The following is a 22,557-nucleotide window of genomic DNA, read 5'->3' as shown; positions in this document are numbered from 1 at the left end:
TTTTTTTAAAAACAATTTGAGAATTTTATCACAAAATCGTGAAACCAATTCTATGGGGAGGTGCTTTGCTTTGGCTGAAGTGACGGTTGTCATAAATGGAAGGACTTTGAATGTGCCGGACAATCTCACCGTTCTGGAAGCCTGTGAAAGGGCAGGAGTGGAAATCCCTGCGCTGTGTCACCATCCAAGACTTGGTGAGTCGATCGGTGCCTGCAGAGTGTGTATCGTCGAGGTGGAGGGAGCCAGGAATCTTCAGCCGGCGTGTGTGACGAAAGTGAGAGATGGCATGGTCATAAAGACCTCCTCTGACAGAGTGAAGACCGCAAGAAAGTTCAATCTCGCTTTGCTCCTCTCCGAGCATCCCAACGACTGTATGAGCTGTGAGGCGAACGGAAGATGTGAGTTTCAGGATTTGATCTACAAGTACGATGTGGAACCCATTTTTGGCTACGGTACGAAAGAGGGCCTGATCGACAAAAGTAGTCCCGCTATCGTGAGAGAAATCTCCAAGTGTATCAAGTGCCAGAGGTGTGTCAGAGTATGTTCTGAGGTCCAGGGAATGCACATCTACTCTATGGTGGAAAGAGGTTACAGGACCTATCCCGGAACACCCTTCGACATGCCCGTTTACGAGACAGACTGTATCGGTTGTGGACAGTGTGCTGTGTTCTGCCCAACAGGTGCCATCGTTGAAAACTCCGCGGTGAAGGTCGTCCTTGAAGAACTCGAAAAGAAAGAAAAGATCCTGGTTGTTCAAACGGCACCTTCCGTGAGGGTTGCAATCGGTGAGGAGTTCGGCTATGCTCCCGGAACGGTCTCCACTGGTCAACTTGTTGCTGCTCTCAGAAGACTCGGCTTTGATTACGTTTTCGACACGAACTTTGGAGCCGACCTCACCATAATGGAGGAAGGAAGCGAGTTCCTCGAAAGGCTGGAAAAGGGTGATCTCGAAGACCTTCCCATGTTCACTTCCTGCTGCCCTGGATGGGTGAACCTTGTGGAGAAGGTCTATCCTGAGCTCAGAACCAGGCTCTCCAGTGCAAAATCTCCTCAGGGAATGCTCTCTGCTCTGGTGAAGACGTACTTTGCAGAAAAACTCGGGGTGAAGCCAGAGGACATCTTCCACGTATCCATCATGCCGTGTACGGCGAAGAAAGATGAGGCGATGAGAAAACAGCTCATGGTGAACGGTGTACCTGCGGTGGACGTTGTTCTCACCACAAGAGAACTCGGAAAACTGATCAGGATCAAGAAAATTCCGTTTGCGAACCTGCCCGAAGAGGAGTACGACGCACCCCTTGGCATCTCAACGGGTGCTGCTGCCCTGTTTGGTGTTACCGGTGGTGTGATGGAGGCTGCCCTGAGAACGGCGTACGAGCTCAAGACTGGGAAGACACTTCCAAAGCTTGTATTTGAGGACGTGCGAGGATTGAAGGGCGTCAAAGAAGCAGAAGTGGAACTCGATGGTCAGAAGATCAGGGTAGCGGTAGTCCATGGCACGGCCAACGTGAGGAACCTCGTTGAAAAGATTCTCCGGAGGGAAGTGAAGTACCACTTCGTCGAGGTCATGGCGTGTCCCGGTGGCTGTATCGGTGGAGGAGGACAGCCCTACAGCAGAGATCCTGAGGTGCTCAGAAAGAGGGCTGAGGCGATCTACACTATCGATGAAAGAATGACCATTAGGAAATCTCACGAAAATCCGGCCATCAAGAAGCTCTACGAGGAATACCTCGAACATCCCCTCAGCCACAGGGCACACGAACTCTTGCACACTTACTACGAAGACAGGTCGAGGAAGAAAAAGCTTGCGATAAAGTGATGCGGGAGGGTTGTTCCCTCCCTTTCTCTTTTGGGGGTGATCCACATGAAGAGGATAACCCTTGTTCTGGTCCTTCTGTCGGCTTCTTTCCTTTTTGGACTCACCGTTCTCAACCCCTTCGGTCCTGCACTGATACCGGTTGTGCCGATAATGAGTGGAAAGGTGTCGGATGATGTGAACATCGAAATCTGGAAGAATCCGGAAGAGGCTGTGGCAAAGATCGTTTCTGGAAAGGTCGACTTTGCTGTGCTTCCTGTAACCGTCGGAGCGAATCTCTACGCAAAAGGTGTCAGGATTCAACTTGTGGGTGTGCACGAGTGGAAGGTGTTCTACCTTGTTGCTGCAAGTGATGCTGGTTTCGATGGTTGGGAGAGTCTTCGGGGAAAGGAAGTCTACACCCCCCATGGAAGAGGGCAGACCGTTGACGTGCTGATGAGGTACTTCCTGTCGAAGTCGGGTTTAAAACCCGATGAAGACGTGAAGATTCTCTACGCTCCCCCTCAGGAGATAGTGGCCCTTTTCAAGGCTGGGAAAGTGAAGTATGCGGCCCTACCTGAGCCTTTCGTTTCCATGTGTCTTGATAGAGGAAGGGTGGTGCTTGATTTTCAGGAGGAGTGGGGAAAAGAGGCGGGAGTTCCCGAAAGAATTCCGATTGCGGGGCTTTTTGTGAGAGAGGGAGTGGATGAAGAAACGGTCAGGAAAGTTGAAAAGGTTCTTTCGGCTTCGATAGAATGGATGAAGAAGAATCTCGAAGAGACCGTTCAACTCTCTTCTGAAAAGCTCGGCATTCCGTATGAAATTCTCAGGGCCTCACTCGAGAGGATAGGGTTTCAGTATGTACCGTCGAAAGAATGCAAAGACGAGGTCTCGCTCTTTCTTCAAAAACTGAACGAACTCTATCCGGAAGGTCTTCAGAAGGTGCCAGACGAAGGATTCTACAGGAAATGAAAACACTATCTGGAATCGTTTTCGTTCTCTTTGTGTGGTATCTTCTTCATCTTCTCTTTCCTTCTTCTCTGATTCTGCCCGGTCCCCTGGAGACTTTTAAAGTTCTCGTTGAAACGATGAACAGAGAAACACTCGAGGCTTTTCTGAGTACACTGTGGAAAGGAGCACTTTCCACAGTGGTTGTTATCGCAGTGGGACTTCCAGTGGGATTTCTCATGGGAACTAGCGATAGGGTGTACGAATTTTTGCGTCCTGTGATCACGGTGATACAGGCAGTACCGGTCATCTCCTGGCTTGCCGTTGTGATCTTTTTGTGGGGTATAGGATGGCAGGGGCCCGTTGTCATATCCATCCTTTCCCTCCTTCCGGTTGCCATCTTCACAACCGTATCGGGTGTCAGAAGTGTCGACAGAAAACTTGTAGAAGTGATGAGGGTTTACAGAGTACCCCGGACAAAGGTTTTGAAAGAGGTGTACCTTGGCTCGCTCTGGCCGTTCGTCCTTTCCATTCTTGAGGTTTCCTCCGGGAACGTCTGGAAGGCGATCGTCATGGCAGAGTATCTCTGTGGTGACAGGGGACTCGGTGTTTTGATCTCCTGGGCAAGGCAGTACGTGGATGTGCCTCGTGTGTACGCTCTCACCATCTTCACAGTGGCTCTTGGAATATCTTTCGAGAGACTTGTGAAAGTGCTCACGGGGAGGATGTGGAGAAGGTGGAGACTCTCCTGAGGGTTGAGAATCTGAAGAAAGACTACGATGGTGTGACGGTGATAGAAGACTGGAACCTTGAAGTAAAGAAAGGGGAAAAAGTGGCCCTCCTTGGACCGTCTGGCTGTGGAAAGACCACGTTTTTGAGGATAATCGCTGGTCTTGAGAGTTTCCATGGAAGGGTGGAGATTTTCACAGAAAGGATAGGATACGTGTTTCAGGATCCCAGGTTGATTCCATGGAAAACGGTCATGGAAAACCTGAGACTGATCAGGGACGATCCAGAAAGGATAAGGTTTTTCCTAGAAAAAGTGGGTTTGGAGGGTGTTGAAGGACACTATCCCTGGCAGCTCAGCGAGGGGATGAAGCAGAGGGTGAACTTCGTGAGAGCTTTCCTTGTGGAGCCGGATCTTCTCCTTCTCGATGAACCTTTTGACGCCCTGGACTTGAAGACGAAAATACGGGTGATGAATCTTCTGATGGAACAGTGGGAAGGGAGAAATTTTTCCATTATCTTTGTGACTCACGACGTGAAAGAGGCCGTTTTCATAGCAGACAGAATCTTTTTTCTTTCTGGAAGGCCTTCCAGGCTCGTCGATGAAGTGACGCTGAACGAACGGGCGTTGAGTCTTGCCGATGAAAGACTGTTCGAGATGGAAAAGAGAGTGATCGAAAGACTGCTCAACCTACCTCTATGAGTTTTATTTCCTCTGGAAGATCGATTTTGTCGACATCGATCTCCCGGACATCCTCTCTTGCCCACTCAAGAAGCTTTAGATCTTTGTAGAGATTTGCCACCTTGAAACCACTCATGCCGTGCTGTTTGAGTCCGAAGAACTCTCCTGGTCCCCTTGTCTTCAGATCGTACTCTGCTATCTTGAATCCATCTGTGTTTAGTGTGAAGAATCTGAGCCTTTCCATGGCTTCTTCTCCCACGTCACCCACCACAAGGAAGCAGTAGGCCTCCTGGCCTCCCCTTCCGACCCTTCCACGAAGCTGGTGAAGCTGGGCAAGACCGAACCTTTCGGGATTTTCTATCACCATAACGTTTGCCCTCGGAACGTCTATACCGACCTCTATAACGGTTGTGGATACGAGGATGTCGTATCTTCCCTCTGCAAATTCCATCATCACCCTGTCTTTCTCTTCCTGAGAGAGTTTGCCGTGCATGAGACCCACACGAAATTCCGGAAACACCTCCCTGGAGAGATACTCGTACATCTCAACAGCGGATTTTGCACTCAGTTTGTCAGATTCTTCGATCAGCGGGTAAACGATGAAAGCCTGGCCTCCTTTCATCACCTCCTGCCTCACAAACTCGTACACCTCGTTTACTCTGTCCATTGAAACAAGGATGGTCTGTACCTCTTTGCGTCCTGGTGGCATCTCGTCTATCACGGTGACGTCCAGATCTCCGTAAAAGGCAAGGGCCATACTTCGAGGAATCGGTGTGGCACTCATCACCAGCGTATCCACCATTCGTCCCTTGTTCATGAGGGCTTCTCTCTGTCTCACCCCAAAACGGTGTTGTTCATCGATTATGACAAGACCGAGATTCTTAAAATGAACGTCTTCCTGTATCAGGGCGTGTGTCCCTATCACAAGATCTATCTGACCGTTTTTGAGGCCAGATTTTATCTTTTCTTTTTCAGATGGAGAAGTTGCCCCGATGAGAAGTGCCACCCGAATATCGAATCTGGAGAAACTTTCCATGGTTCTTCTGTAATGCTGTATCGCAAGTATCGAGGTTGGAACCATGAAAGCAGCCTGAAATCCCGCTTCGTAGTTGTCCAGAATGGCAAGTTGGGCCACCACCGTTTTTCCAGAGCCAACATCTCCCTGAAGAAGACGGTTCATGGGCTTTTCTGAGATCATGTCCTTTCGTATTTCTTCGTGAGCCCTTTTCTGGGCGCCTGTGAGTTGAAAGGGCAGAGACTTTATGAACTCTTCTGCCAGTCTTCCTTCTATTTTCTTTGGGATTCCTCCGTGTTTTTCTCTTTCCCTCCTCACTTTCTGAAAGGCAAGCTGCAATGTGAACAGTTCTTCGTAAGCCAGTCTTTCTCTTGCCTTTTCAAGGTGATGAAGTGTCTTCGGAAAGTGCATACCGTAGTAAGCGTCTTTTATGCTGAGAAGATTTCTTTTCTTTATGATCCTTTCCGGGAGGGTCTCTTCCAGAGAACAGCAAAGAGAGGGTATGTTCTCCTCAAAGATTCTTCTCATCTGTTTCTGGGAAATACCGGAAGTCAGGCGGTAGATGGGAAATATCCGCCTTATGATCTCCCTTTCCTTTGGAAGGACTTCGGCGTTGTGAATTTCGTATTGACCGGTGTAAGGATTCAACTTCACGGTCCCTGTCACGAAAACTTCCTTGCCGACGAGCTGTTTCAGCTGGGTGAGGAGAAAGTCCTGGTTGAACCACTTGAGCAGCACGTGCATCAACCCATCGGACAGAACGGCCACCAGTATGTTCATGTTCTGAAATTTTTTCTTCTCCACACTCGAAATTTTTCCCTGCGTTGTCACCTTTCTTCCCGGTATCAGCTCGTTCAGTTTCAGGACCTTTCTTCTGTCTTCGTAGTCTCTGGGAAAGAATTCGAGAAGGTCCTTTAATGTCTCTATCCCAAGCTTTTTGAGCTTCTTTTTTCTTCCAGGACCAACTCCCCTGGCGTACTGAACGTCCGTTGAAAGGTCTATTTTTTCTGCTGAAGAACAGTTCAGATACTCTATGAGATACCACTTTCTGAGCTTTTCTATCATCTCAAAAGTTTTCCCGACTCTGTATCTCTTCCTTGGTTCTGGAAGGTGGGGAATCTCTCTCACGTAATCTACAAATGCACGAAGTTTGTTTTTTAAATCTTCGTTTTCCAGTAAAGGATCATCCAGCTCCCTGTGGAGCTGGAGGATTTTCTTTTCGTCGATTTGATCTTTCAACATACGTTCGATCTCGTCGAGAAATTCCTCCAGAAGTACAGGCAGAAGGATTCACCCCACCAGAAAGGAGAGGATGTAGAGTATTTGAAGTATTATGAAAGAAACTATCGAAAGAACAACCAAAGCGAAGATGAGGATAAATCCCTTATTCCACATAACCGATGTACGGAAGGTTTCTGAATTTTTCATCCACGTCCAGACCGTATCCAACGAGGAATTTATCACCCACTCTGAAACCAACAAAGTCCAGAGGAACACCGTGGTCATGAACCGTTTTTTCTATGAGAGTCACTATCTTGAAGTCCCTGGGATTGTACTTTTTCAGGTATCTGACTATGTGCTGGAGTGTAAGGCCCGTGTCGACGATGTCTTCCACCAGGAGCACGTACTCGTCGTGTATGGATTCATCGATCCAGGATTTCACCCTGATTCTCCCCGTTGAAGAGGTTCCCTGGTAACTCGATACATGGATGAAGGAGTATTTGACGTTCAGATTTCTCATGTTCAGCACGAGATCACTGAAAAAGTGTATGGAACCCTTCAGAATGCACACGGCGTGGATGGTGTCCGTTTTGTCTTTGTAGTATTCCTCTATTTCCTGAGCGAGTTCCTTCACTCTCTTCTTCAGCGTCTCTTCGTCTATCAGCACCTTTATCATCACTGCACCTCCATGACGACAATTTTTCGCTCGGTGGGTTTTTCGAAGAGCTCCAGTATGTTCCCGACGCGCTCGTATTTTTCAAACAGTTTCAGAAATTCATCGACGGGCAAAAGGTTGAACTTCAGGTATTTTGTCTTGTAATGCATAGGAATGATGAGTTTTGCCTCCAGCAACTCTGAAACTTCCTTTGCTTCACGCGGACCTATGGTGTACGTTCCTCCAACCGGAACCAGTAGCACATCGACCTTTCCAATCTCCTCCACCTGAGACGGTGTGAGCACGTGTCCCAGATCGCCCAGATGACAGACTCTCAACCCTTCACCTTCGAAAACGAAGGCGATGTTCTTTCCTCTCTCTCTTCCGTGTGAAGAATCGTGGAAGGTCTCTACACCCTTTATCTTCACACCGTCCACGGTGTAACTTCCAGGAGAGTTGATCAACCGAAAGTTCCCTTTAACGAGGTGGTGGGCGTTGTGATCGAAATGCTGATGGCTTTCTGTGACAACGCTGGCTGTCACGTTTGGAATGGGATAGCCCACACTTTCATCGAACGGATCGGTGACGATGGTTATCCCTTCGATCTCCAGGGAAAAACACGCGTGACCGAACCAGGTGATCTTCATGCCGATCCCCCCTCACTCCACCTTCAACACCCTTATGGTGTTCGTCGTTCCCACCTTCCCGGGCACTCCGGAAGTTAGGACCACAAGGTCTCCCTTCTCGACCAACCCCATCTCCTCAACCTTTTTCAGGCCTTTTTCGATGAATTCTAGTTCCTGTGAGCATCTTTCAGCGAGAACGGGTATCACCTTTCTGACGATGGAGAGTCTGTAATAGGTTTTCTCTTCAGGGGTCAGAGCCACGATGGGTTGTGACACGTTGTACTTTGAGATTCTGATGGCCGTGCTGCCGGAGATGGTGGGTGTGATGATCAGCTTTGCCTTCAAAGAACTGGAAAGCTGCCAGCACGCGTGAGATATGGCTTCGGAGATGTCGTTTGTATCGTATTCCAGCGTTCTGAAGAACTCCGATTTCTTCTCCACTTCTTCTGCCACCTTACTCAGGACCTTTATCGCTTCCAGGGGATACTTTCCAACGGCGGTTTCGGCCGTCAGAAGCAGGGCATCCGCACCGTCGAAGATGGCGTTCGCTATATCAGTGACCTCTGCACGGGTTGGATACGGGTGTTCTATCATCGATTCAAGGATCTGTGTTGCCACCACAACGGGCTTGGAATAGTACTTGGAAATCTTCACGATCTCTTTCTGGACGATGGGCACCTCTTCTATGGGGATCTCTACACCCAGGTCTCCACGGGCTACCATGACGGCATCGCTCACCTTTATTATGTCTTCCAGGCGTTCCAGGGCCTTCCTCGTTTCTATCTTCGATATTATGGGGACATCTTTCCCATGCTTTCTGATCTCTTCCTTTGCTTTGAGAACGTCTTCTGGTTTTCTCACAAAGGAGAGTGCGAAGAATTCCACATCGTGGAGTGTGCCGAGTCTGATGAATTCTCTGTCTCTGTCTGTGATGGATTCAACTGAAAGGTCCGCCGTTGGAACGTTCACACCCCTTCTGTGTGTGATCTTTCCTCCAACCTTCACGACCGTTTTCACATCCGTGTCCGTTGTTTCGAGTACTTCAAGAACGATCTCTCCGTCGCTCAGAAGGATGGTGTCTCCTTTTTTCACATCCTTTGGAAGAGTGCTCAGGTTGACAGAGACGATTTTCTCGTTTCCCAGGATCTCCTTTGTGGTCAACGTGAAGATCTGACCTTCCTTCAGTTCCACGAACTCTTTTTCGAAATAACCTGTTCTGATCTTTGGTCCTGCAAGATCGATCATGATCGCCACAGGCTTTTTCTTCTTCTCCCTCAGGTCTTTTATCTTCAAGATCTTCTGTTCCTGCTCGTTCCAGTCTCCATGGGAGGTGTTGATTCTGAAAACGTTGACCCCAAGATCGATCATTTTTTCTATCATTTCATAGCTGTCCGTTCTTGGACCGACTGTGCAGACGATCTTGGTGCTCCTTACCACTTTTTTCACCTCGTTTCATGAGAGTAAGTGTGCTATTTCGTAGAGTTTCTTGTCGATGGTCTTCTTGGTTGAGAGCGCCTCCATGATGGGAACCCTGACGAATTTGTTTCCCTGAAGAGCGATCATCACATCCGCTTCACCGTCCAGAAGGGCTTCAACGGCTTCTACTCCCATGCTCAGGGCGAGTCTTCTGTCGAACGCCGTTGGAGAACCACCCCTTTGAACGTGGCCCAGTATCGTGATCCTCGTCTCGTAGCCTATCCTGTATTCGAGGTGTCTTGCAACGGTGTACGCGCTCGCTGCACCCTCTGCAACAACGATGATGCTGTTTATCTTCCCTCTTCTTCTCTCCTGGAGGATCCTGTCCGCGAGTTGAGAGTAATCCACGGGGATTTCCGGAATTATGATGGCTTCCGCTCCCGTCACCAATCCCGCCATGAGTGCTATGTAACCTGAGTGCCTTCCCATGACTTCAACGATGAACGCCCTTTCGTGGGAACTCGCCGTATCCTTCAGCTTTTGAATGGCGTCCATGACCGTGTTCAAACACGTGTCAACCCCGATACACATGTCGGTGAGTCCGATGTCGTTGTCTATGGTCGCAGGAATCCCCACAACGGGAATGTTGTGTTCTTCGTGAAGAAGATGTGCTCCTGTGAGACTTCCCTCACCACCGATGACGACGAGGCCTTCTATTCCGTGTTTTTTCAATTGCTTTGCCGCTGCTTCTCTGCCTTCTTCCGTCTTGAACTCTTCACATCTTGAGGTTCTCAGGATCGTACCACCTTTCTCTGTGATACCCGCTACATCTTTGTACTCGAGCTTCACAAAATCTCCATCGATGAGACCAGAGTAACCTCTTCTCACGCCAATAACTTCCAGGCCGTTTTTGATTCCGTACCTCACAACCGCTCGCACCGCAGCGTTCATACCAGGGGCGTCTCCTCCACTTGTGAGCACTGCTATTTTCTTCAAGACTATCGTCCTCCCTCGAAAGTTTATTTATTAACCTCAATTGAGAGTTTAGCATATGTGGTAGAAGGTGATAAAATCTGTTTGGGATCCCTATGTCAATTTACCACTTCTGTGGGGTGTTAACACATCGTGAATCGTAGTGTAAGGAGGTTTCAATCTTTGGAATGGAGTGTTTTAATCGAGGGAAGTGAACTGGAAATCCGGATGGTGGAAGATCTTTTGAAAGAAAACGACATACCGTATGTGATCGAAACATGCGATGACGTCACTCCCCGGGCCATCTTCGGTTCATCCGCTCTTGTCCAGGTAAAAGTGCCGAAAGATCTTCTGGAGAAGGCGAAAAAGATTCTGGAGGGAATACAGGATGAAGAGGACCCCTCTCTATGAAAGGCACGTTGCTCTGGGGGCAAAAATGGTCGATTTTGCAGGCTGGATCATGCCTCTTTATTACTCGTCCATATTCGAGGAAGTGATGGCCGTCAGAAAGTCAGTAGGGGTGTTCGACGTTTCACACATGGGTGAGATCGTCGTGGAAGGTCAGGAAACTGTGGACTTTGTGAATTTTCTTGTCACGAACGATTTCTCCGCCATCCCTGAAGGAAAGGCGATGTACACTGTGATGTGTAACGAAACGGGGGGGATCGTTGACGATCTTGTGGTTTATAGGATATCTCACGAGAAAGCGATCATGGTTGTGAATGCGGCGAACATCGAGAAAGATTACGAATGGATAAAAGTGCATGCGAAAAATTTCAACGTCGAAGTGAGGAATGTCTCCGATGAAACGGCGCTTGTGGCCTTCCAAGGACCGAAGTCTCAGGAGACCCTTCAAAGAGTTGTGGATATCGATCTTGAAGGGATTGGTTACTATTCGTTCCAATGGGGAAGGTTGGATGGAGAGAGAGTTCTTGTATCCCGAACAGGCTACACAGGAGAAGATGGTTTCGAGTTGATGATGAACGCAGAAAGCGCTGCGAAGATTTGGGATACTCTCGTAGAGATCGCTGGTAACGTGGATGGAAAACCCGCCGGTCTGGGAGCCCGTGATGTGTGTCGTCTTGAAGCATCTTACCTTCTCTACGGTCAGGATATGGATGAGAGCACCAATCCGTTCGAAGTGGGACTCTCATGGGTAGTGAAGATGAACAAAGACTTCGTCGGGAAAGAGGCACTGCTCAAACTGAAAGAAAAAGTCGAAAGGAAACTCGTAGCACTGGAACTTTCGGGAAGAAGAATCGCAAGAAAGGGTTACACCGTTTTGAAAGAAGGAAAAGAGGTGGGAAAGATAACAAGTGGGAACTTTTCACCTACCCTCGGAAAATCGATAGCCCTGGCTCTCGTATCCAGGTGCGTGAAGACCGGCGATCGGCTGGAAGTTGTGTTTCCTGGAAAGAACGTGGAAGCCCATGTTGTGAAAAAACCGTTCTACAGAGGAAGTGTGAGGAGGGAGGCGTGAGGATGAAGAAGTACACCAGAACTCACGAGTGGGTCGAGATTGAAGGGAAAATGGCAACCGTTGGAATCACAAACCACGCACAGGAAGAGCTGGGAGACGTGGTTTATGTGGATCTTCCGGAAGTGGGAAAAGAAGTGAAAAAGGGAGATGTTGTGGCAAGTATAGAATCCGTAAAAGCGGCTGCAGACGTTTACGCACCGCTCAGTGGAAAGATCACGGAGGTAAACGAAAGGCTTGAGTCCGAGCCCGAACTCATAAACAAAGATGCTGAGGGAGAAGGATGGATCTTCAAGATGGAAATCGCCGATGAAAGTGAGCTGTCGGATCTTCTCGATGAACAGGCGTACAGGGAGTTCTGTGAGCAGAAGTGAGTTTTCCGGGGGTGCACAAATGTTGAAACATCCCTACATTCCTCATACGGAAGAAGATATACGTGAGATGCTTGACTTTATAGGGGTTTCATCGGTAGACGATCTGTTTTCTGAAGTTCCAGTTTCTACGAGGTCTTCTCTGAATCTTCCAAAATCTCAGGACGAGTTCACCGTTTTCGCTCATCTCAAGGGAATTTCCAGGAAGAACGCAGACCTTGAAGAATACACCGTTCTTCTTGGAGCGGGTATCTACAGAAGATACGTTCCATCGGTCGTTTACGATCTTGCCATGAAACCAGAGTTCCTGACGGCCTACACACCCTATCAGGCGGAGATTTCCCAGGGAACACTTCAGTCACTCTTCGAATACCAGACCATGGTCTGCGAGTTGACAGGGATGGAAGTAGCAAACGCCTCCATGTACGATGGGGCGACCGCTCTGGCCGAGGCTGTTTTGATGTGTTTTCGCCTCACGGGAAAAGAGAAAGTTCTCGTCGCAAGATCTGTCCATCCAGAGTACAGAGAAGTTCTCGGAACTTATCTCAAAACTCGCGGTTTCAGGATAGAGGAAATGGGTTACGATGACACAGGAAGGGTCGTTCTCGAAGACATCGACGATGAAACGGCGGCTGTGGTGGTTCAGTATCCAAACTTCTTCGGGGTGATAGAGGATCTTGAGTACGTGAGGAAAAAAACGCAGAATACCATGATGGTGGTCGTTGTGGAACCCGTTTCGTTGGCGATTCTGGAACCTCCTGGGAACTTCGGGGCAGATGTTGTCGTGGGAGAAGGGCAATCTCTTGGTATACCGATGTGGCTTGGGGGTTACTCTCTTGGAATCTTCGCCACAAGGGAAAAATACGTCAGACAGATGCCCGGAAGGTTGATAGGAGAGACCGTTGATGCAGAAGGGAACGCTTCTTACACGATGATTCTTCAAACAAGAGAACAACACATAAGACGTGCAAAGGCCACCTCCAACATCTGTTCAAACCATGCGCACGCAGCTCTGATCGCGGCTGTGTATCTCAGTGTGATGGGACCGGAAGGCTTGAAAGAAGTGGCAAAACGCTCCTACGATGCGGCGCACTACCTTCAGGAGAAACTGGAGGAAAGAGGGTTCAGAAAGAAATTTTCGGGTGATTTCTTCAACGAGTTCGTTTTCGAAGTTCCCGAAGATTACCCCGAAAGATGGAAAAAGATGATGGGAAAGAAGATTCTTGGACCTTTGCCTCTGGAAAGGATGTATCCTGAGCTGGGCAACGTTGCCCTTGCGTGCGCCACGGAGATGACCACCAGGGATGACATCGAAAGGTTTCTGGAGGCGATGAAATGACGATTTTCGATAAATCGAAAAGAGGAAGAAGGGCTTTCACCATTCCGGAAAGGGATGTTCCGGAGTATCCTCTTTCGGAACGATTTTCCCGTCGAACACCTCTTAAGTTACCGGAAGTGAGCGAACCCGACGTTGTGAGACACTACACAGAACTTGCCCGCAAGAATTACGCGGTGGATGTGGGAATATATCCGCTTGGTTCGTGCACCATGAAGTACAATCCCAAGTTGAACGAAAGAACAGCGAATTTACCGGGTTTCAGAAACGTTCACCCGCTCCAGCCAGAAGAAACGCTTCAGGGCTGTTTGCAACTGATGTACGAGTTGAAAGCAATGCTCTGTGAGATCACCGGAATGGACGACATGACGCTCCAGCCTGCTGCGGGAGCCCACGGTGAACTCACGGGAATGCTCATAGTGAAAAAGTTCTTCGATGACAGAAAAGACACGAAAAGAAAAAAGGTACTGGTTCCGGACTCTGCACACGGGACAAATCCCGCATCTGCCTCAATGGTGGGTTTTGAGGTGGTGGAGATAAAGAGTAAGAACGGTATGGTGGACGTGGAGGATTTGAGAAAGCATCTGGACGATGAGGTAGCAGCCGTCATGCTCACAAATCCCAACACGCTCGGTCTCTTCGAAAGGGATATTTTGAAGATAGCAGAGTTGACTCACAACTGTGGGGCACTTCTTTACTACGATGGAGCAAACCTCAACGCCATCATGGGTAAGGTGAAACCGGGTGACATGGGGTTCGATATCGTTCATCTGAACCTTCACAAGACGTTTTCCACACCACATGGCATGGGTGGACCCGGCTCAGGACCCGTCGGCGTGAAACGCCATCTTGTCGACTTTCTTCCGTTTCCAAATGTAGAGAAAGAAGGAAATCTTTACAGACTCACCGTCCCGAAGAAGACCATAGGGCGTGTGAGGAGTTTCTTCGGAAACTTTCCTGTTCTCGTCAAGGCTTACAGCTACATCCTGATGATGGGAAGAGATGGCCTTGAAAAAGTCAGTGAGATGGCCGTTTTGAACGCAAACTATTTGAAGAAAAAGATCTCCAGATTCTTGAAGGTACCCTATGATGGCTTTTGCATGCACGAATTTGTAGCCAGTGCCGAAGAGGTGTTCAAAAAAACAGGAGTCAGAACCTTGGACATCGCAAAGCGGATTCTGGACTATGGAGTCCACCCACCAACGGTGTACTTTCCGCTGATAGTACCAGAAGCCCTCATGATAGAGCCAACCGAAACGGAAAGCAAGGAAACACTGGATAGGTACGCAGAGATTCTCGAAAAAGTGATCAAAGAAGCGTTCGAAAATCCGGATGTTCTGAAAAACGCACCTCACAGGACTCCCGTTCGAAGGGTGAACGAAGTGCTCGCCTCGAGAAAACCTGTTTTCAGATGGAGGGGAAAGTATGAAGCGGGTGATCGAAACCAGCAGGGCACCTAAGGCCATAGGTCCCTATTCTCAGGCGATAGTTGTCGGTAACATGATGTTCGTCTCCGGACAGATCCCCGTGGATCCCGAAACGGGCGAGATCGTGGAGGGTACGATCGAAAAGAAAACAGAGAGGGTCCTGGAAAACCTGAAGGCGATCCTTGAGGCCGGAGGATTTTCCCTGGAAGACGTGGTGAAGGTGACGATATTCACCACCAGTATCGAGTTCTTCTCGAAGGTCAACGAGGTGTACTCGCGTTACTTCTCTTCACACAAACCCGCCAGATCCTTTGTGGCGGTTGCTCAGCTTCCAAAGAACGTGGAAATAGAAATAGAGGCCATAGCCGTGAAGGAAGGGGAGTGAGGGATGTATCTTCAGGATGTGATAATGAAACTGAACGAGTTCTGGGCTTCCAGAGGGTGTCTTCTTGAGCAACCGTACGATCTGGAGGTGGGGGCGGGGACCTTTCATCCTGCAACCTTCTTCGGTAGTTTGAGGAAAGGTCCATGGAAGGTTGCCTACGTTCAGCCCAGCAGAAGACCGACCGATGGAAGGTATGGGGAAAACCCGAACAGATTGCAGAGATACTTCCAGTACCAGGTGATCATAAAGCCTTCCCCCGAGAACTCCCAGGAACTCTATCTTGAATCACTGGAATACCTGGGAGTGAACCTCAGAGAGCACGATATCAGGTTCGTGGAGGACAACTGGGAATCTCCTACGCTTGGTGCCTGGGGTGTTGGCTGGGAAGTGTGGCTGGATGGTATGGAGATCACGCAGTTCACCTACTTCCAGCAGATAGGTGGAATCTCGCTCAGGGAGATACCCCTTGAGATCACCTATGGACTTGAGAGAATCGCCATGTATCTTCAGGGAGTCGACAACGTTTTTGAAGTGAAGTGGAACGAGCACGTAAAATATGGAGATGTCTTCCTTGAAAACGAAAGGGAGTTTTCCTTCTTCAATTTCGAAGAGGCGAACGTGGAACTTCTGTTCAGACACTTCGATGAATTTGAGAGTGAGTTCTACAGGCTCATAGAAAAAAAGCTATATCTTCCCGCTTACGACTACGTTTTGAAGTGTTCCCACACCTTCAACCTTCTGGACGCTCGAGGGGCGATAAGTGTATCCCAGAGACAAACGTACGTGAAGAGGATTCAGGCGATGGCGCGAAAGGTTGCAAGAGTTTTCCTGGAGGTGCAAGAACATGAGAACAGCCCTGCTTGAGGTTGGACTCGAAGAACTTCCAGCGAGTGAATTTTATAACATCCTGGAACAGCTCGAAACGAGAACAAGGGAGTTGTTGAAAGCGAACAGGATCCAGTGCGATTCGATAGAGGTGTTCGTCGGCAGCAGACGGTTTGGTGTGCTCCTTCGTGGTCTCCCAGAAAAGCAGGAAGGTTTTGTGGAAGAGAAGAAAGGACCTCCGCTGAATGTGGCTTATGACTCAAAGGGTGCTCCCACCAGGGCGCTGGAAGGATTTTTGAGAAAAAACAACGCCACCTTTGAGGATATCATAGAAAAAGATGGTTATGTCTACATATCGAGGAAAATAGAGGGAAAGGCTGTTGAAGAGGTACTTCCTGAAGTCTTTGAAGATCTCGTGATGGGAATGAGTTTTAAAAAGCCCATGAGATGGGGAACAGGAGAGTACGAGTATGTAAGACCTGTTCACTGGATCGTTGCCATGCTTGACGACAGGGTTTTAAACCTCACTCTCTTCGGTCTCAGGGCTTCACATGTTTCCTATGGGAAAAGGTACCATTCTGGTGCTCTGAAGATAAACACTCCGGAGGAGTACTACGAAGTTCTCAAGTCGGGATACGTGATGGCTTCTCACGAGGAAAGAAAGAAAAGTGTTCTAAAGCAGCTGGAAGATTTTGAAAGAACCTATGGAATGAAGGTCGAACGTGATGAAGCTCTTATCGCTGAAATCGTTGCGATGACAGAGTATCCGAGGATTCTCGTGGGACAGTTTGACCAGAAATATCTCGAGCTTCCAGAGGAAATCATCGTCACGGCTGTGAAGCATCATCAGAGGGCCTTTGTTGCTCATAAAGACGGATTGACAAATTTCTTCGTGGCCTTTCAGGATGGTCCTCAGTCTTCTGAGAACGTTGTCAAAGGGTATGAACGTGTGATAAACGCCCGTCTGGAGGACGCCCGTTATTACTTCCACAAGGATCTGGAAATGTCTCTTGGAGAGATGAATGAAAGGCTGAAGGGCATCGTGTTTCAGGAAAGACTCGGCACACTGTACGATAAAGTGGAGAGGATTGTGAAGATCTCCAGAAAGATATGTGGGGAGCTGAAATTTCCCGAAGATTTCACTGAAAAGGTGCTGAAGGTAGCATCGCTGTGCAAAGCAGACATCGCTTCAAAAGTGGTGTACGAATTCCCAGAACTTCAGGGAGTCATGGGAAGAATCTATGCTTTGAAGGAGGGAATGGATGAAGAACTTGCGTTTGCCATCGAAGATCATTACTCTGAGAACCCAGAAACCGTGATAGGGTCAGTGTTGGGGATGGCGGATAGGCTGGACACCATCGTGGGCAATTTTGCGATAGGGAACATCCCCACAAGTTCGAAGGATCCGTACGGATTGAAGGGTAAGGCGGACACTGTTTTCAGGATAGTGAGGAAGAACGAATGGGATGTCTCACTCGAAGAACTTCTGAACTTTGCAGCGTCCCTGGTTGGTTTCCACCTTTCCAATGACCTGGAAGAATTCTTTTCAAGCAGGTTCTACCAGTTCCTCATCAACGAGATCGGGGTATCCTACGATGTCGCAAGGGCAGTGAATCATCTGTGGAAAAAGCCCCTGAGAGGCACGCTCGCGGCGGAGGCCCTTCAGAATATATCAGAGAGACCGGAGTTTCAGGATCTGTTCGTTGGATTCGAGCGTGTACACAACATAACGAAGAAACACGATTCCAGGGAATTCGATGGTGCACTTTTTGAGAAAGAAGAGGAAAAGAGACTGATGAACAAGTTTTTCGAGGTGAAGGAGAAGGTTCTAAAGGCTCTGGAAAGGCTGAACTACGAGGAGGCACTCCAGTACCTGATAGAGTTGAAACCTTACATCGATGAGTACTTCGACAACGTCTTCGTGATGGTAAACCGGGATGATCTGAGGATGAACAGACTGGGATTCCTGAAGAACATCGACGACCTTTTCATGATGATAGGAGACATGTCACATCTAGTCAAGAGAACGTGAAGAAAGTTCAAAAAGCCTCTGGACGGTTTCTTCGAAAGAAGATTTCTCGAAGATCCCCTGTCTCAAGAACGCGTTGATATCCTCTTGCATTTCAATCGCTTTGTCGACAAGAGGGTTGGTTCCTTTTTTATAGGCTCCTATCTCTATCAGGTCTTTTGCCGACTCGTAAGAGGCAAGCAAAGATCTGAGGCGGTTCGCCGCCTCTTTGTGTTCTTCCGAAACCACGTCGTTCATCAACCTGCTCACACTCGCCAGCACGTCGATTGCCGGATAGTGATTCGATTCTGCGAGTCTCCTTGAAAGAACGATGTGGCCGTCCACGATGGATCGAACCGTATCGGATATGGGTTCGTTGAAGTCGTCTGCCTCAACGAGGACCGTGTAGACGGCTGTTATACTCCCTCTGTCTGAGTTTCCCGCTCTTTCGAGTATCTTTGGAAGTCCAGCAAACACACTGGGAGGATAGCCCCTGGTGGTCGGGGGCTCTCCTATGGCAAGGCCGACCTCTCTCTGTGCCATGGCCCATCGGGTGAGTGAATCCACCATCAAGAGTACGTCGTAGCCAAGATCCCTGTAGTACTCCGCTATGCTGGTGGCCGTGAGAAGGGATTTCACCCTGGCGAGGGCCGGTTGATCGGAAGTGGAAACCACGAGTATGGAGCGCTTCAAACCCTCCTCACCGAGGTCTCTTTCTATGAATTCCCTGACCTCTCTTCCCCTCTCTCCAATCAGTGCAAGCACACACACGTCTGCCGTTGTGTTCCGTGCGATCATACCAAGGAGCGTGCTCTTTCCAACTCCACTACCTGCGAATATCCCGATTCTCTGCCCTTTCCCTATGGTGATGAAGCCATCGATCGCTCTGACACCGACTGAAAGAGGATCTTTTATTCTTTTTCTTTTGAGGGGATGAGGTGGTGAGTTTGTCAGGGGGTATCGCGCTTCCGGGACGAAAGATCTTCCATCGAGTGGTCGGCCCAGTCCGTCGAAGATTCGGCCTATCATGTTTCTGCCCACACCGATTTCCAGGACTCTGTTTGTTCTTATCACCTCGCAGCCCATCTTCAGTCCGGAAACGTCTTCATAGGGCATCAGAACGACATTTCCTTCTTTGAAACCAACAACCTCTGCCAGGGCGTTCTTTCCGTTCTGCAGGGAGATCTTGCACATCTCTCCCAGAAACGCATCGGGTCCGTGTGATTCGACGGTGAGACCGACAACGCGTGTCACTCTTCCGTTGAAGCGATTGAAGTCCTCTTCAGTCAGCCTTTTCTTCAATTCTCTGAGAAGGTCTTTCAAAACCCACCACCTCTTCGAATATGTCCTCGACCAGTTTCCACTGGTAGGAGAAAGTCTTGTCCAGAACATCGTACTCCGTTTCGAGTATCACTCCGCCCTTTTCGACGTTGGGATCCGGTATCACCTGTTTGCCCTTCAGCTCTTTCAAATCGACTTTATCCAGATCCTCCGGGTGTATTTTTATCTTCACATTCTCGATACCGGCTACCTTAGAAAGAGCGGACCTGAGTTTTCTCACCACCACGGACTCGTCCATTTCTTTCTCGAGAATCTTTCTGAACAGCACCCTGAGAACCTCAACGATGTCGGGAAGGATCTCCTCCAGTTTTTGATGGATCTGCATTTGAATCTGTTTTTTCAGCGAGAGAATGTACTCGGAGAACTTCTGTTTTTCTTTTCTCTTTTCTTCTAGAAGCCTTTCCACTTCGAGTTTCAACCTCTCCGCTTCTTCTGAAGCGCTCTTCAATATTTCTTCTGCCCTTTTTTCTGCCTCTTCTACTATCTTTCGGGCCTCTTCCCGGGCCTGGGAGATGATCTGCTCTTTGATCCTGTTGAACTGTTTCCTTGGATCTTCTTTGACCTCTCTGGACTCTTTGGACTCTTTTTCCTCTGTTTTGATCTTTTTTGGAAGGTCTATGTAGAATATCTCATCTTTTCTGAGAAGCATACTACATGATCAACTCCTCTCCACCGCCCCTTGCTATTACGATTTCTCCTGCCTCTTCGAGTCTTCTGATCACGTTTATGATCTTTTGCTGGGCTTCTTCGACGTCTTTTATCCTCACGGGGCCCATGTATTCCAGTTCGTCTTTGAGCAATGCGGCTGCCCTCTTGGACATGTTTCTGAAGATCTTCTCCTTCAACTCGTCTGAGGCACCCTTCAGGGCGAGAGCCAGATCCCGTGTGTCGACTTCTCTCAGGACAAGCTGGATCGATCTGTCATCGAGTTTGAGGATATCTTCGAACACGAACATCCTCCTTCTTATCTCGTCGGCGAGTTCGGGGTCTTCCTGAGCCAGTTTGTCCATGATCTTCTTCTCCGTGCTTCTGTCTATGTTGTTCATGATCTCAGCGGCGGTGTCCACCCCTCCCACCTTGCTGAAAGTCTGGCTCACAAATCCGGATATTTTCTTCTCGAGGTTTTTCTCGATCTCCTTCACAACCTCCGGTGAGGTTCTCTCAAGAAGGGCGATTCTCTTCAAAACCTCACTCTGCAGATTCTCCGGGAGGGCTCCCAGTATCTGGGCAGCGACTGGTGGATCAAGATAGCTCAGAACGACCGCTATGGTCTGAGGGTGTTCTCCCTGAAGAAAGTTCACAAGTTGGACAGGATCCGTGTCCTTTATGAAACTGAAGGGCTTCACCTGAAGGGAGGCAGTCAGTCTTTCTATGATTTTTCGGGCCTTTTCTGGTCCGAACGCTTTTTCCAGCACTCTCTTTGCGTACTCTATACCACCCTCTGAGATCATCTCCTTTGCCTTGGCAAGATTCAGAAACTCCTCTAACACCTGTTTCTTTTCTTCCTGGGAGACTTTACCTATGTTTGCTATTTCCACCACTAACTGTTCTACCGTTTCCTCATCAAGATGTTTCATCACCTGAGCGGCTTTCTCCGGACCAAGCGCCACCAGAAGAACGGCTGCCTTTCTCTTCCCATCCAGTTTTCTTTCGGGCATGATATCATCCCCTCTCGAAGAACCACAGACGGACTATCTCAGCGATATCGGCGGGTGATCGGCTGAAAATGTTCTCCAATTCTTCTATGAGTTCCATCAGTTCCTTCTCTTCGGGTGAGAGTTCTTTTTCTTCTTTCATCTCTTCCTGGAGGACTTCCTTTATCTCTTCTTCGAGCTTTCTTCTTCTTTCTTCTGCCAGTTTTCTGGCCCTGATTCTTCGGATCTGTACTATCAGGATGTACATGAGCAAAAAGGTGAGAAAACCAAGGATAGCGATTCCAAGCGAGTACATGGTGAACCTCTTTCTTGCCTGAATCTGCTCCAGTTCCCTCTGCAGGGTTCTTTCAATTGTTCTGTCGAAGGGCAGAAACGCCACCGCAACGCTAAAAGAAGCGGAAGAGGTGACAGAACCGATCCCTTTCTCCACCAGATCGTTTATGACATCGTTCCAGTTGTTGTTGCTTTGAAGAACTGTGGAGGAAGCGTCGATTATGACAGCAACAGAAAGAGATGATATCTCTCCTTCGTGGTTTTGAAGAATCTTCTGATAGATCTCGTTCAGCTCGTAATTGGTGATGGTGTGGGTTCTCTCGTATGTGCTCGTTCCTTCGCCACTTACGGATGGATAGCTGAGTGGAGGTATGTTCGACTCCGTTCCCACTTCACCACCGCTGACAGGCAGATTTTGACTTCTTTCGGTCTCTGTCTCCTGACTTCTGACCAGTCCTTCTCTTCTGGCCGGTGCTTCGTACCTTTTCATTTCTGTTTCTATCTTCGTCCAGTTCAGGGAAACATCGGGAATCACCTCTACCCTTCCTGGGCCAAAAACACTCTCAAGGGCCTTCTTCAACTTGTTTTCGTAGTATTTCTCAAGTTGTTGTTTCAACTCCAGTTTACTGGATGCCAGAAAGGTTTCTTCATCACTTTCCAGCATATCACTGAGCGATCTGGAGTAGTTGTCCACCACTCTCACGTTTTCTGGTTTCAACCCCTCAACGGCTCCCGAGACGAGTTCAACGATTCCTCTTACTTGCTCTCGTGTGAGCTCAGCACCGGGTTCCAGCACAACGAGGACGGAGGCACGTGGTTCAGCCATCTCTCCGCGGACGTAATAGGTGTACTTCGGCAGGACCAGGTGGACCCGGGCGTCTTTGACTCCCCTGATGGTCATGATGCTTCTTTCAAGTTCCTGCTGTAGAGCGATCTGGTATTTCACCTGTTTGTCAAAACTGGTGGCCCCGAACGAGTTTTCGCTGAGTATGGAGAAACCCTGTCTTGTTCCTCCAAGTATTCCCTCGGAAGCGAGTTTCATTCTCAACTCGTAGACGTTGTATTTGTCGGAGACGTAAATGTCTCCACCCGGGGAGACTTTGTAGGGAATGTTCATCTCTTCGAGTTTCTGAATGATCGTTCCCGCCTCTTCTTCGCTGAGGCCGGCAACAAGGAGTCTGTAGTGTGGGGTGGCGGCTATTATTGCAAAGAGAACGATCGATATTATGAGGGCCGCTGCGATGCCCCCTACCAGAAATCTTCTTTCCCGCGGCATGGAGTTCCATAAATCGAAGATCTTCTTCCAGAGATTTTTGATTTGCTCGAAAAGATTCATCCTTCTGTTCACCTCTCGTTAAATTTTACCACGTATGTGGCTGAAGAGACGGCCGGTCTTTGTTATA

21 protein-coding genes are annotated in these 22,557 nt (G+C 48.7%); 12 read left to right on the top strand and 9 right to left on the bottom strand.

Features of this window, described 5'->3' with window-relative positions; all coding sequences use genetic code 11:
- Nucleotides 1-70: 70 nt before the first annotated feature.
- The 4 genes from CTN_RS02385 to CTN_RS02370 are packed head-to-tail and all read left to right on the top strand — an operon-like array spanning nucleotide 71 to nucleotide 4,172.
- Nucleotides 71-1,819: an NADH-dependent [FeFe] hydrogenase, group A6 gene (locus tag CTN_RS02385; protein WP_038066678.1), complete on the top strand. Its 1,749-nt coding sequence runs from the start codon at nucleotides 71-73 to the stop codon at nucleotides 1,817-1,819.
- 45 nt (nucleotides 1,820-1,864) lie between these two features.
- Complete coding sequence (locus CTN_RS02380) at nucleotides 1,865-2,767, top strand: ABC transporter substrate-binding protein (protein ID WP_038066675.1); 903 nt, start codon at nucleotides 1,865-1,867, stop codon at nucleotides 2,765-2,767.
- Entirely contained in the window at nucleotides 2,764-3,495 is a 732-nt protein-coding gene (locus tag CTN_RS02375) for an ABC transporter permease (RefSeq protein ID WP_015918978.1), read from the top strand. Before CTN_RS02380 ends, CTN_RS02375 begins: the two co-directional genes overlap by 4 nt.
- Complete coding sequence (locus CTN_RS02370; RefSeq protein ID WP_081434633.1) at nucleotides 3,480-4,172, top strand: ABC transporter ATP-binding protein; 693 nt, start codon at nucleotides 3,480-3,482, stop codon at nucleotides 4,170-4,172. Before CTN_RS02375 ends, CTN_RS02370 begins: the two co-directional genes overlap by 16 nt.
- Here the strand turns inward: CTN_RS02370 and recG are convergent.
- The 5 genes from recG to pfkA form a co-directional block, all read right to left on the bottom strand.
- A complete protein-coding gene (gene recG, locus CTN_RS02365; protein ID WP_015918976.1) occupies nucleotides 4,156-6,408 on the bottom strand; it encodes an ATP-dependent DNA helicase RecG in 2,253 nt (750 codons plus the stop codon). The genes CTN_RS02370 and recG overlap by 17 nt on opposite strands.
- Before the next feature lie 142 nt (nucleotides 6,409-6,550).
- Complete coding sequence (gene hpt / locus CTN_RS02360; protein WP_038066669.1) at nucleotides 6,551-7,063, bottom strand: hypoxanthine phosphoribosyltransferase; 513 nt, start codon at nucleotides 7,061-7,063, stop codon at nucleotides 6,551-6,553.
- On the bottom strand, nucleotides 7,063-7,689 hold the full coding sequence (locus CTN_RS02355; protein ID WP_015918973.1) for an MBL fold metallo-hydrolase: 627 nt from the start codon (nucleotides 7,687-7,689) through the stop codon (nucleotides 7,063-7,065). Before CTN_RS02355 ends, hpt begins: the two co-directional genes overlap by 1 nt.
- Nucleotides 7,690-7,701: 12 nt before the next feature.
- Nucleotides 7,702-9,105, bottom strand: coding sequence for a pyruvate kinase (pyk, locus tag CTN_RS02350; protein WP_038066666.1), 1,404 nt, complete (start codon nucleotides 9,103-9,105; stop codon nucleotides 7,702-7,704).
- A 15-nt stretch (nucleotides 9,106-9,120) separates the two neighbouring features.
- Entirely contained in the window at nucleotides 9,121-10,080 is a 960-nt protein-coding gene (pfkA, locus tag CTN_RS02345) for a 6-phosphofructokinase (protein WP_015918971.1), read from the bottom strand.
- Nucleotides 10,081-10,239: 159 nt separating this feature from the next.
- On the opposite strand from pfkA, the gene CTN_RS02340 reads away from it, so the two are divergent.
- From CTN_RS02340 to glyS, 8 genes are read left to right on the top strand one after another with little or no spacing between them, the layout of a single operon-like run.
- Nucleotides 10,240-10,467 carry a putative signal transducing protein gene (locus tag CTN_RS02340; protein ID WP_038066664.1) on the top strand — a complete coding sequence of 76 codons (228 nt, stop codon included), beginning with the start codon at nucleotides 10,240-10,242 and terminating at the stop codon, nucleotides 10,465-10,467.
- Nucleotides 10,445-11,536: a glycine cleavage system aminomethyltransferase GcvT gene (gene gcvT, locus CTN_RS02335; protein ID WP_015918969.1), complete on the top strand. Its 1,092-nt coding sequence runs from the start codon at nucleotides 10,445-10,447 to the stop codon at nucleotides 11,534-11,536. Before CTN_RS02340 ends, gcvT begins: the two co-directional genes overlap by 23 nt.
- The gene (gene gcvH, locus CTN_RS02330) at nucleotides 11,533-11,907 is read left to right on the top strand and encodes a glycine cleavage system protein GcvH (protein WP_015918968.1); all 375 of its coding nucleotides are present in this window, start codon (nucleotides 11,533-11,535) and stop codon (nucleotides 11,905-11,907) included. Before gcvT ends, gcvH begins: the two co-directional genes overlap by 4 nt.
- Nucleotides 11,908-11,929: 22 nt before the next feature.
- The gene (gene gcvPA, locus CTN_RS02325) at nucleotides 11,930-13,243 is read left to right on the top strand and encodes an aminomethyl-transferring glycine dehydrogenase subunit GcvPA (RefSeq protein ID WP_038066868.1); all 1,314 of its coding nucleotides are present in this window, start codon (nucleotides 11,930-11,932) and stop codon (nucleotides 13,241-13,243) included.
- The gene (gene gcvPB, locus CTN_RS02320) at nucleotides 13,240-14,700 is read left to right on the top strand and encodes an aminomethyl-transferring glycine dehydrogenase subunit GcvPB (protein WP_015918966.1); all 1,461 of its coding nucleotides are present in this window, start codon (nucleotides 13,240-13,242) and stop codon (nucleotides 14,698-14,700) included. The genes gcvPA and gcvPB overlap by 4 nt, the downstream gene beginning before the upstream one ends.
- Nucleotides 14,666-15,052: a RidA family protein gene (locus CTN_RS02315; protein ID WP_038066661.1), complete on the top strand. Its 387-nt coding sequence runs from the start codon at nucleotides 14,666-14,668 to the stop codon at nucleotides 15,050-15,052. The genes gcvPB and CTN_RS02315 overlap by 35 nt, the downstream gene beginning before the upstream one ends.
- Nucleotides 15,053-15,055: 3 nt before the next feature.
- Nucleotides 15,056-15,916 carry a glycine--tRNA ligase subunit alpha gene (locus CTN_RS02310; protein WP_015918964.1) on the top strand — a complete coding sequence of 287 codons (861 nt, stop codon included), beginning with the start codon at nucleotides 15,056-15,058 and terminating at the stop codon, nucleotides 15,914-15,916.
- Nucleotides 15,897-17,909 carry a glycine--tRNA ligase subunit beta gene (glyS, locus tag CTN_RS02305; protein ID WP_015918963.1) on the top strand — a complete coding sequence of 671 codons (2,013 nt, stop codon included), beginning with the start codon at nucleotides 15,897-15,899 and terminating at the stop codon, nucleotides 17,907-17,909. The genes CTN_RS02310 and glyS overlap by 20 nt, the downstream gene beginning before the upstream one ends.
- Here glyS and fliI read toward each other — a convergent pair.
- From fliI to fliF, 4 genes are read right to left on the bottom strand one after another with little or no spacing between them, the layout of a single operon-like run.
- Nucleotides 17,892-19,208 carry a flagellar protein export ATPase FliI gene (gene fliI / locus CTN_RS02300; RefSeq protein WP_038066659.1) on the bottom strand — a complete coding sequence of 439 codons (1,317 nt, stop codon included), beginning with the start codon at nucleotides 19,206-19,208 and terminating at the stop codon, nucleotides 17,892-17,894. The two genes, glyS and fliI, sit on opposite strands and share 18 nt — an antisense overlap.
- On the bottom strand, nucleotides 19,168-19,875 hold the full coding sequence (locus CTN_RS02295; RefSeq protein ID WP_015918961.1) for a FliH/SctL family protein: 708 nt from the start codon (nucleotides 19,873-19,875) through the stop codon (nucleotides 19,168-19,170). Before CTN_RS02295 ends, fliI begins: the two co-directional genes overlap by 41 nt.
- Before the next feature lies 1 nt (nucleotide 19,876).
- Nucleotides 19,877-20,884, bottom strand: a complete 1,008-nt coding sequence (gene fliG / locus CTN_RS02290; RefSeq protein WP_015918960.1) for a flagellar motor switch protein FliG — start codon at nucleotides 20,882-20,884, stop codon at nucleotides 19,877-19,879.
- A gap of 4 nt (nucleotides 20,885-20,888) precedes the next feature.
- Nucleotides 20,889-22,490, bottom strand: coding sequence for a flagellar basal-body MS-ring/collar protein FliF (gene fliF / locus CTN_RS02285; protein ID WP_038066655.1), 1,602 nt, complete (start codon nucleotides 22,488-22,490; stop codon nucleotides 20,889-20,891).
- Nucleotides 22,491-22,557: the final 67 nt, after the last annotated feature.

The sequence above is a fragment of the Thermotoga neapolitana DSM 4359 genome (assembly GCF_000018945.1).
Lineage (GTDB): Bacteria > Thermotogota > Thermotogae > Thermotogales > Thermotogaceae > Thermotoga > Thermotoga neapolitana.
Note: the sequence above shows the minus strand (reverse complement) of the source record. Positions and strands in the feature narration are given on the sequence as shown.

What these genes read in the sequence shown, in the direction of transcription:
- CTN_RS02310 (WP_015918964.1), top strand. Translation starts at nt 15,056, where the DNA reads ATGTATCTTCAGGATGTGATAATGAAACTGAACGAGTTCTGGGCTTCC.
- gcvPB (WP_015918966.1), top strand. Translation starts at nt 13,240, where the DNA reads ATGACGATTTTCGATAAATCGAAAAGAGGAAGAAGGGCTTTCACCATT.
- fliG (WP_015918960.1), bottom strand. Translation starts at nt 20,884, where the DNA reads ATGCCCGAAAGAAAACTGGATGGGAAGAGAAAGGCAGCCGTTCTTCTG.
- CTN_RS02355 (WP_015918973.1), bottom strand. Translation starts at nt 7,689, where the DNA reads ATGAAGATCACCTGGTTCGGTCACGCGTGTTTTTCCCTGGAGATCGAA.
- CTN_RS02375 (WP_015918978.1), top strand. Translation starts at nt 2,764, where the DNA reads ATGAAAACACTATCTGGAATCGTTTTCGTTCTCTTTGTGTGGTATCTT.
- CTN_RS02315 (WP_038066661.1), top strand. Translation starts at nt 14,666, where the DNA reads ATGAAGCGGGTGATCGAAACCAGCAGGGCACCTAAGGCCATAGGTCCC.
- fliF (WP_038066655.1), bottom strand. Translation starts at nt 22,490, where the DNA reads ATGAATCTTTTCGAGCAAATCAAAAATCTCTGGAAGAAGATCTTCGAT.
- CTN_RS02380 (WP_038066675.1), top strand. Translation starts at nt 1,865, where the DNA reads ATGAAGAGGATAACCCTTGTTCTGGTCCTTCTGTCGGCTTCTTTCCTT.
- CTN_RS02295 (WP_015918961.1), bottom strand. Translation starts at nt 19,875, where the DNA reads ATGCTTCTCAGAAAAGATGAGATATTCTACATAGACCTTCCAAAAAAG.
- hpt (WP_038066669.1), bottom strand. Translation starts at nt 7,063, where the DNA reads ATGATAAAGGTGCTGATAGACGAAGAGACGCTGAAGAAGAGAGTGAAG.
- gcvT (WP_015918969.1), top strand. Translation starts at nt 10,445, where the DNA reads ATGAAGAGGACCCCTCTCTATGAAAGGCACGTTGCTCTGGGGGCAAAA.
- glyS (WP_015918963.1), top strand. Translation starts at nt 15,897, where the DNA reads ATGAGAACAGCCCTGCTTGAGGTTGGACTCGAAGAACTTCCAGCGAGT.
- recG (WP_015918976.1), bottom strand. Translation starts at nt 6,408, where the DNA reads ATGTTGAAAGATCAAATCGACGAAAAGAAAATCCTCCAGCTCCACAGG.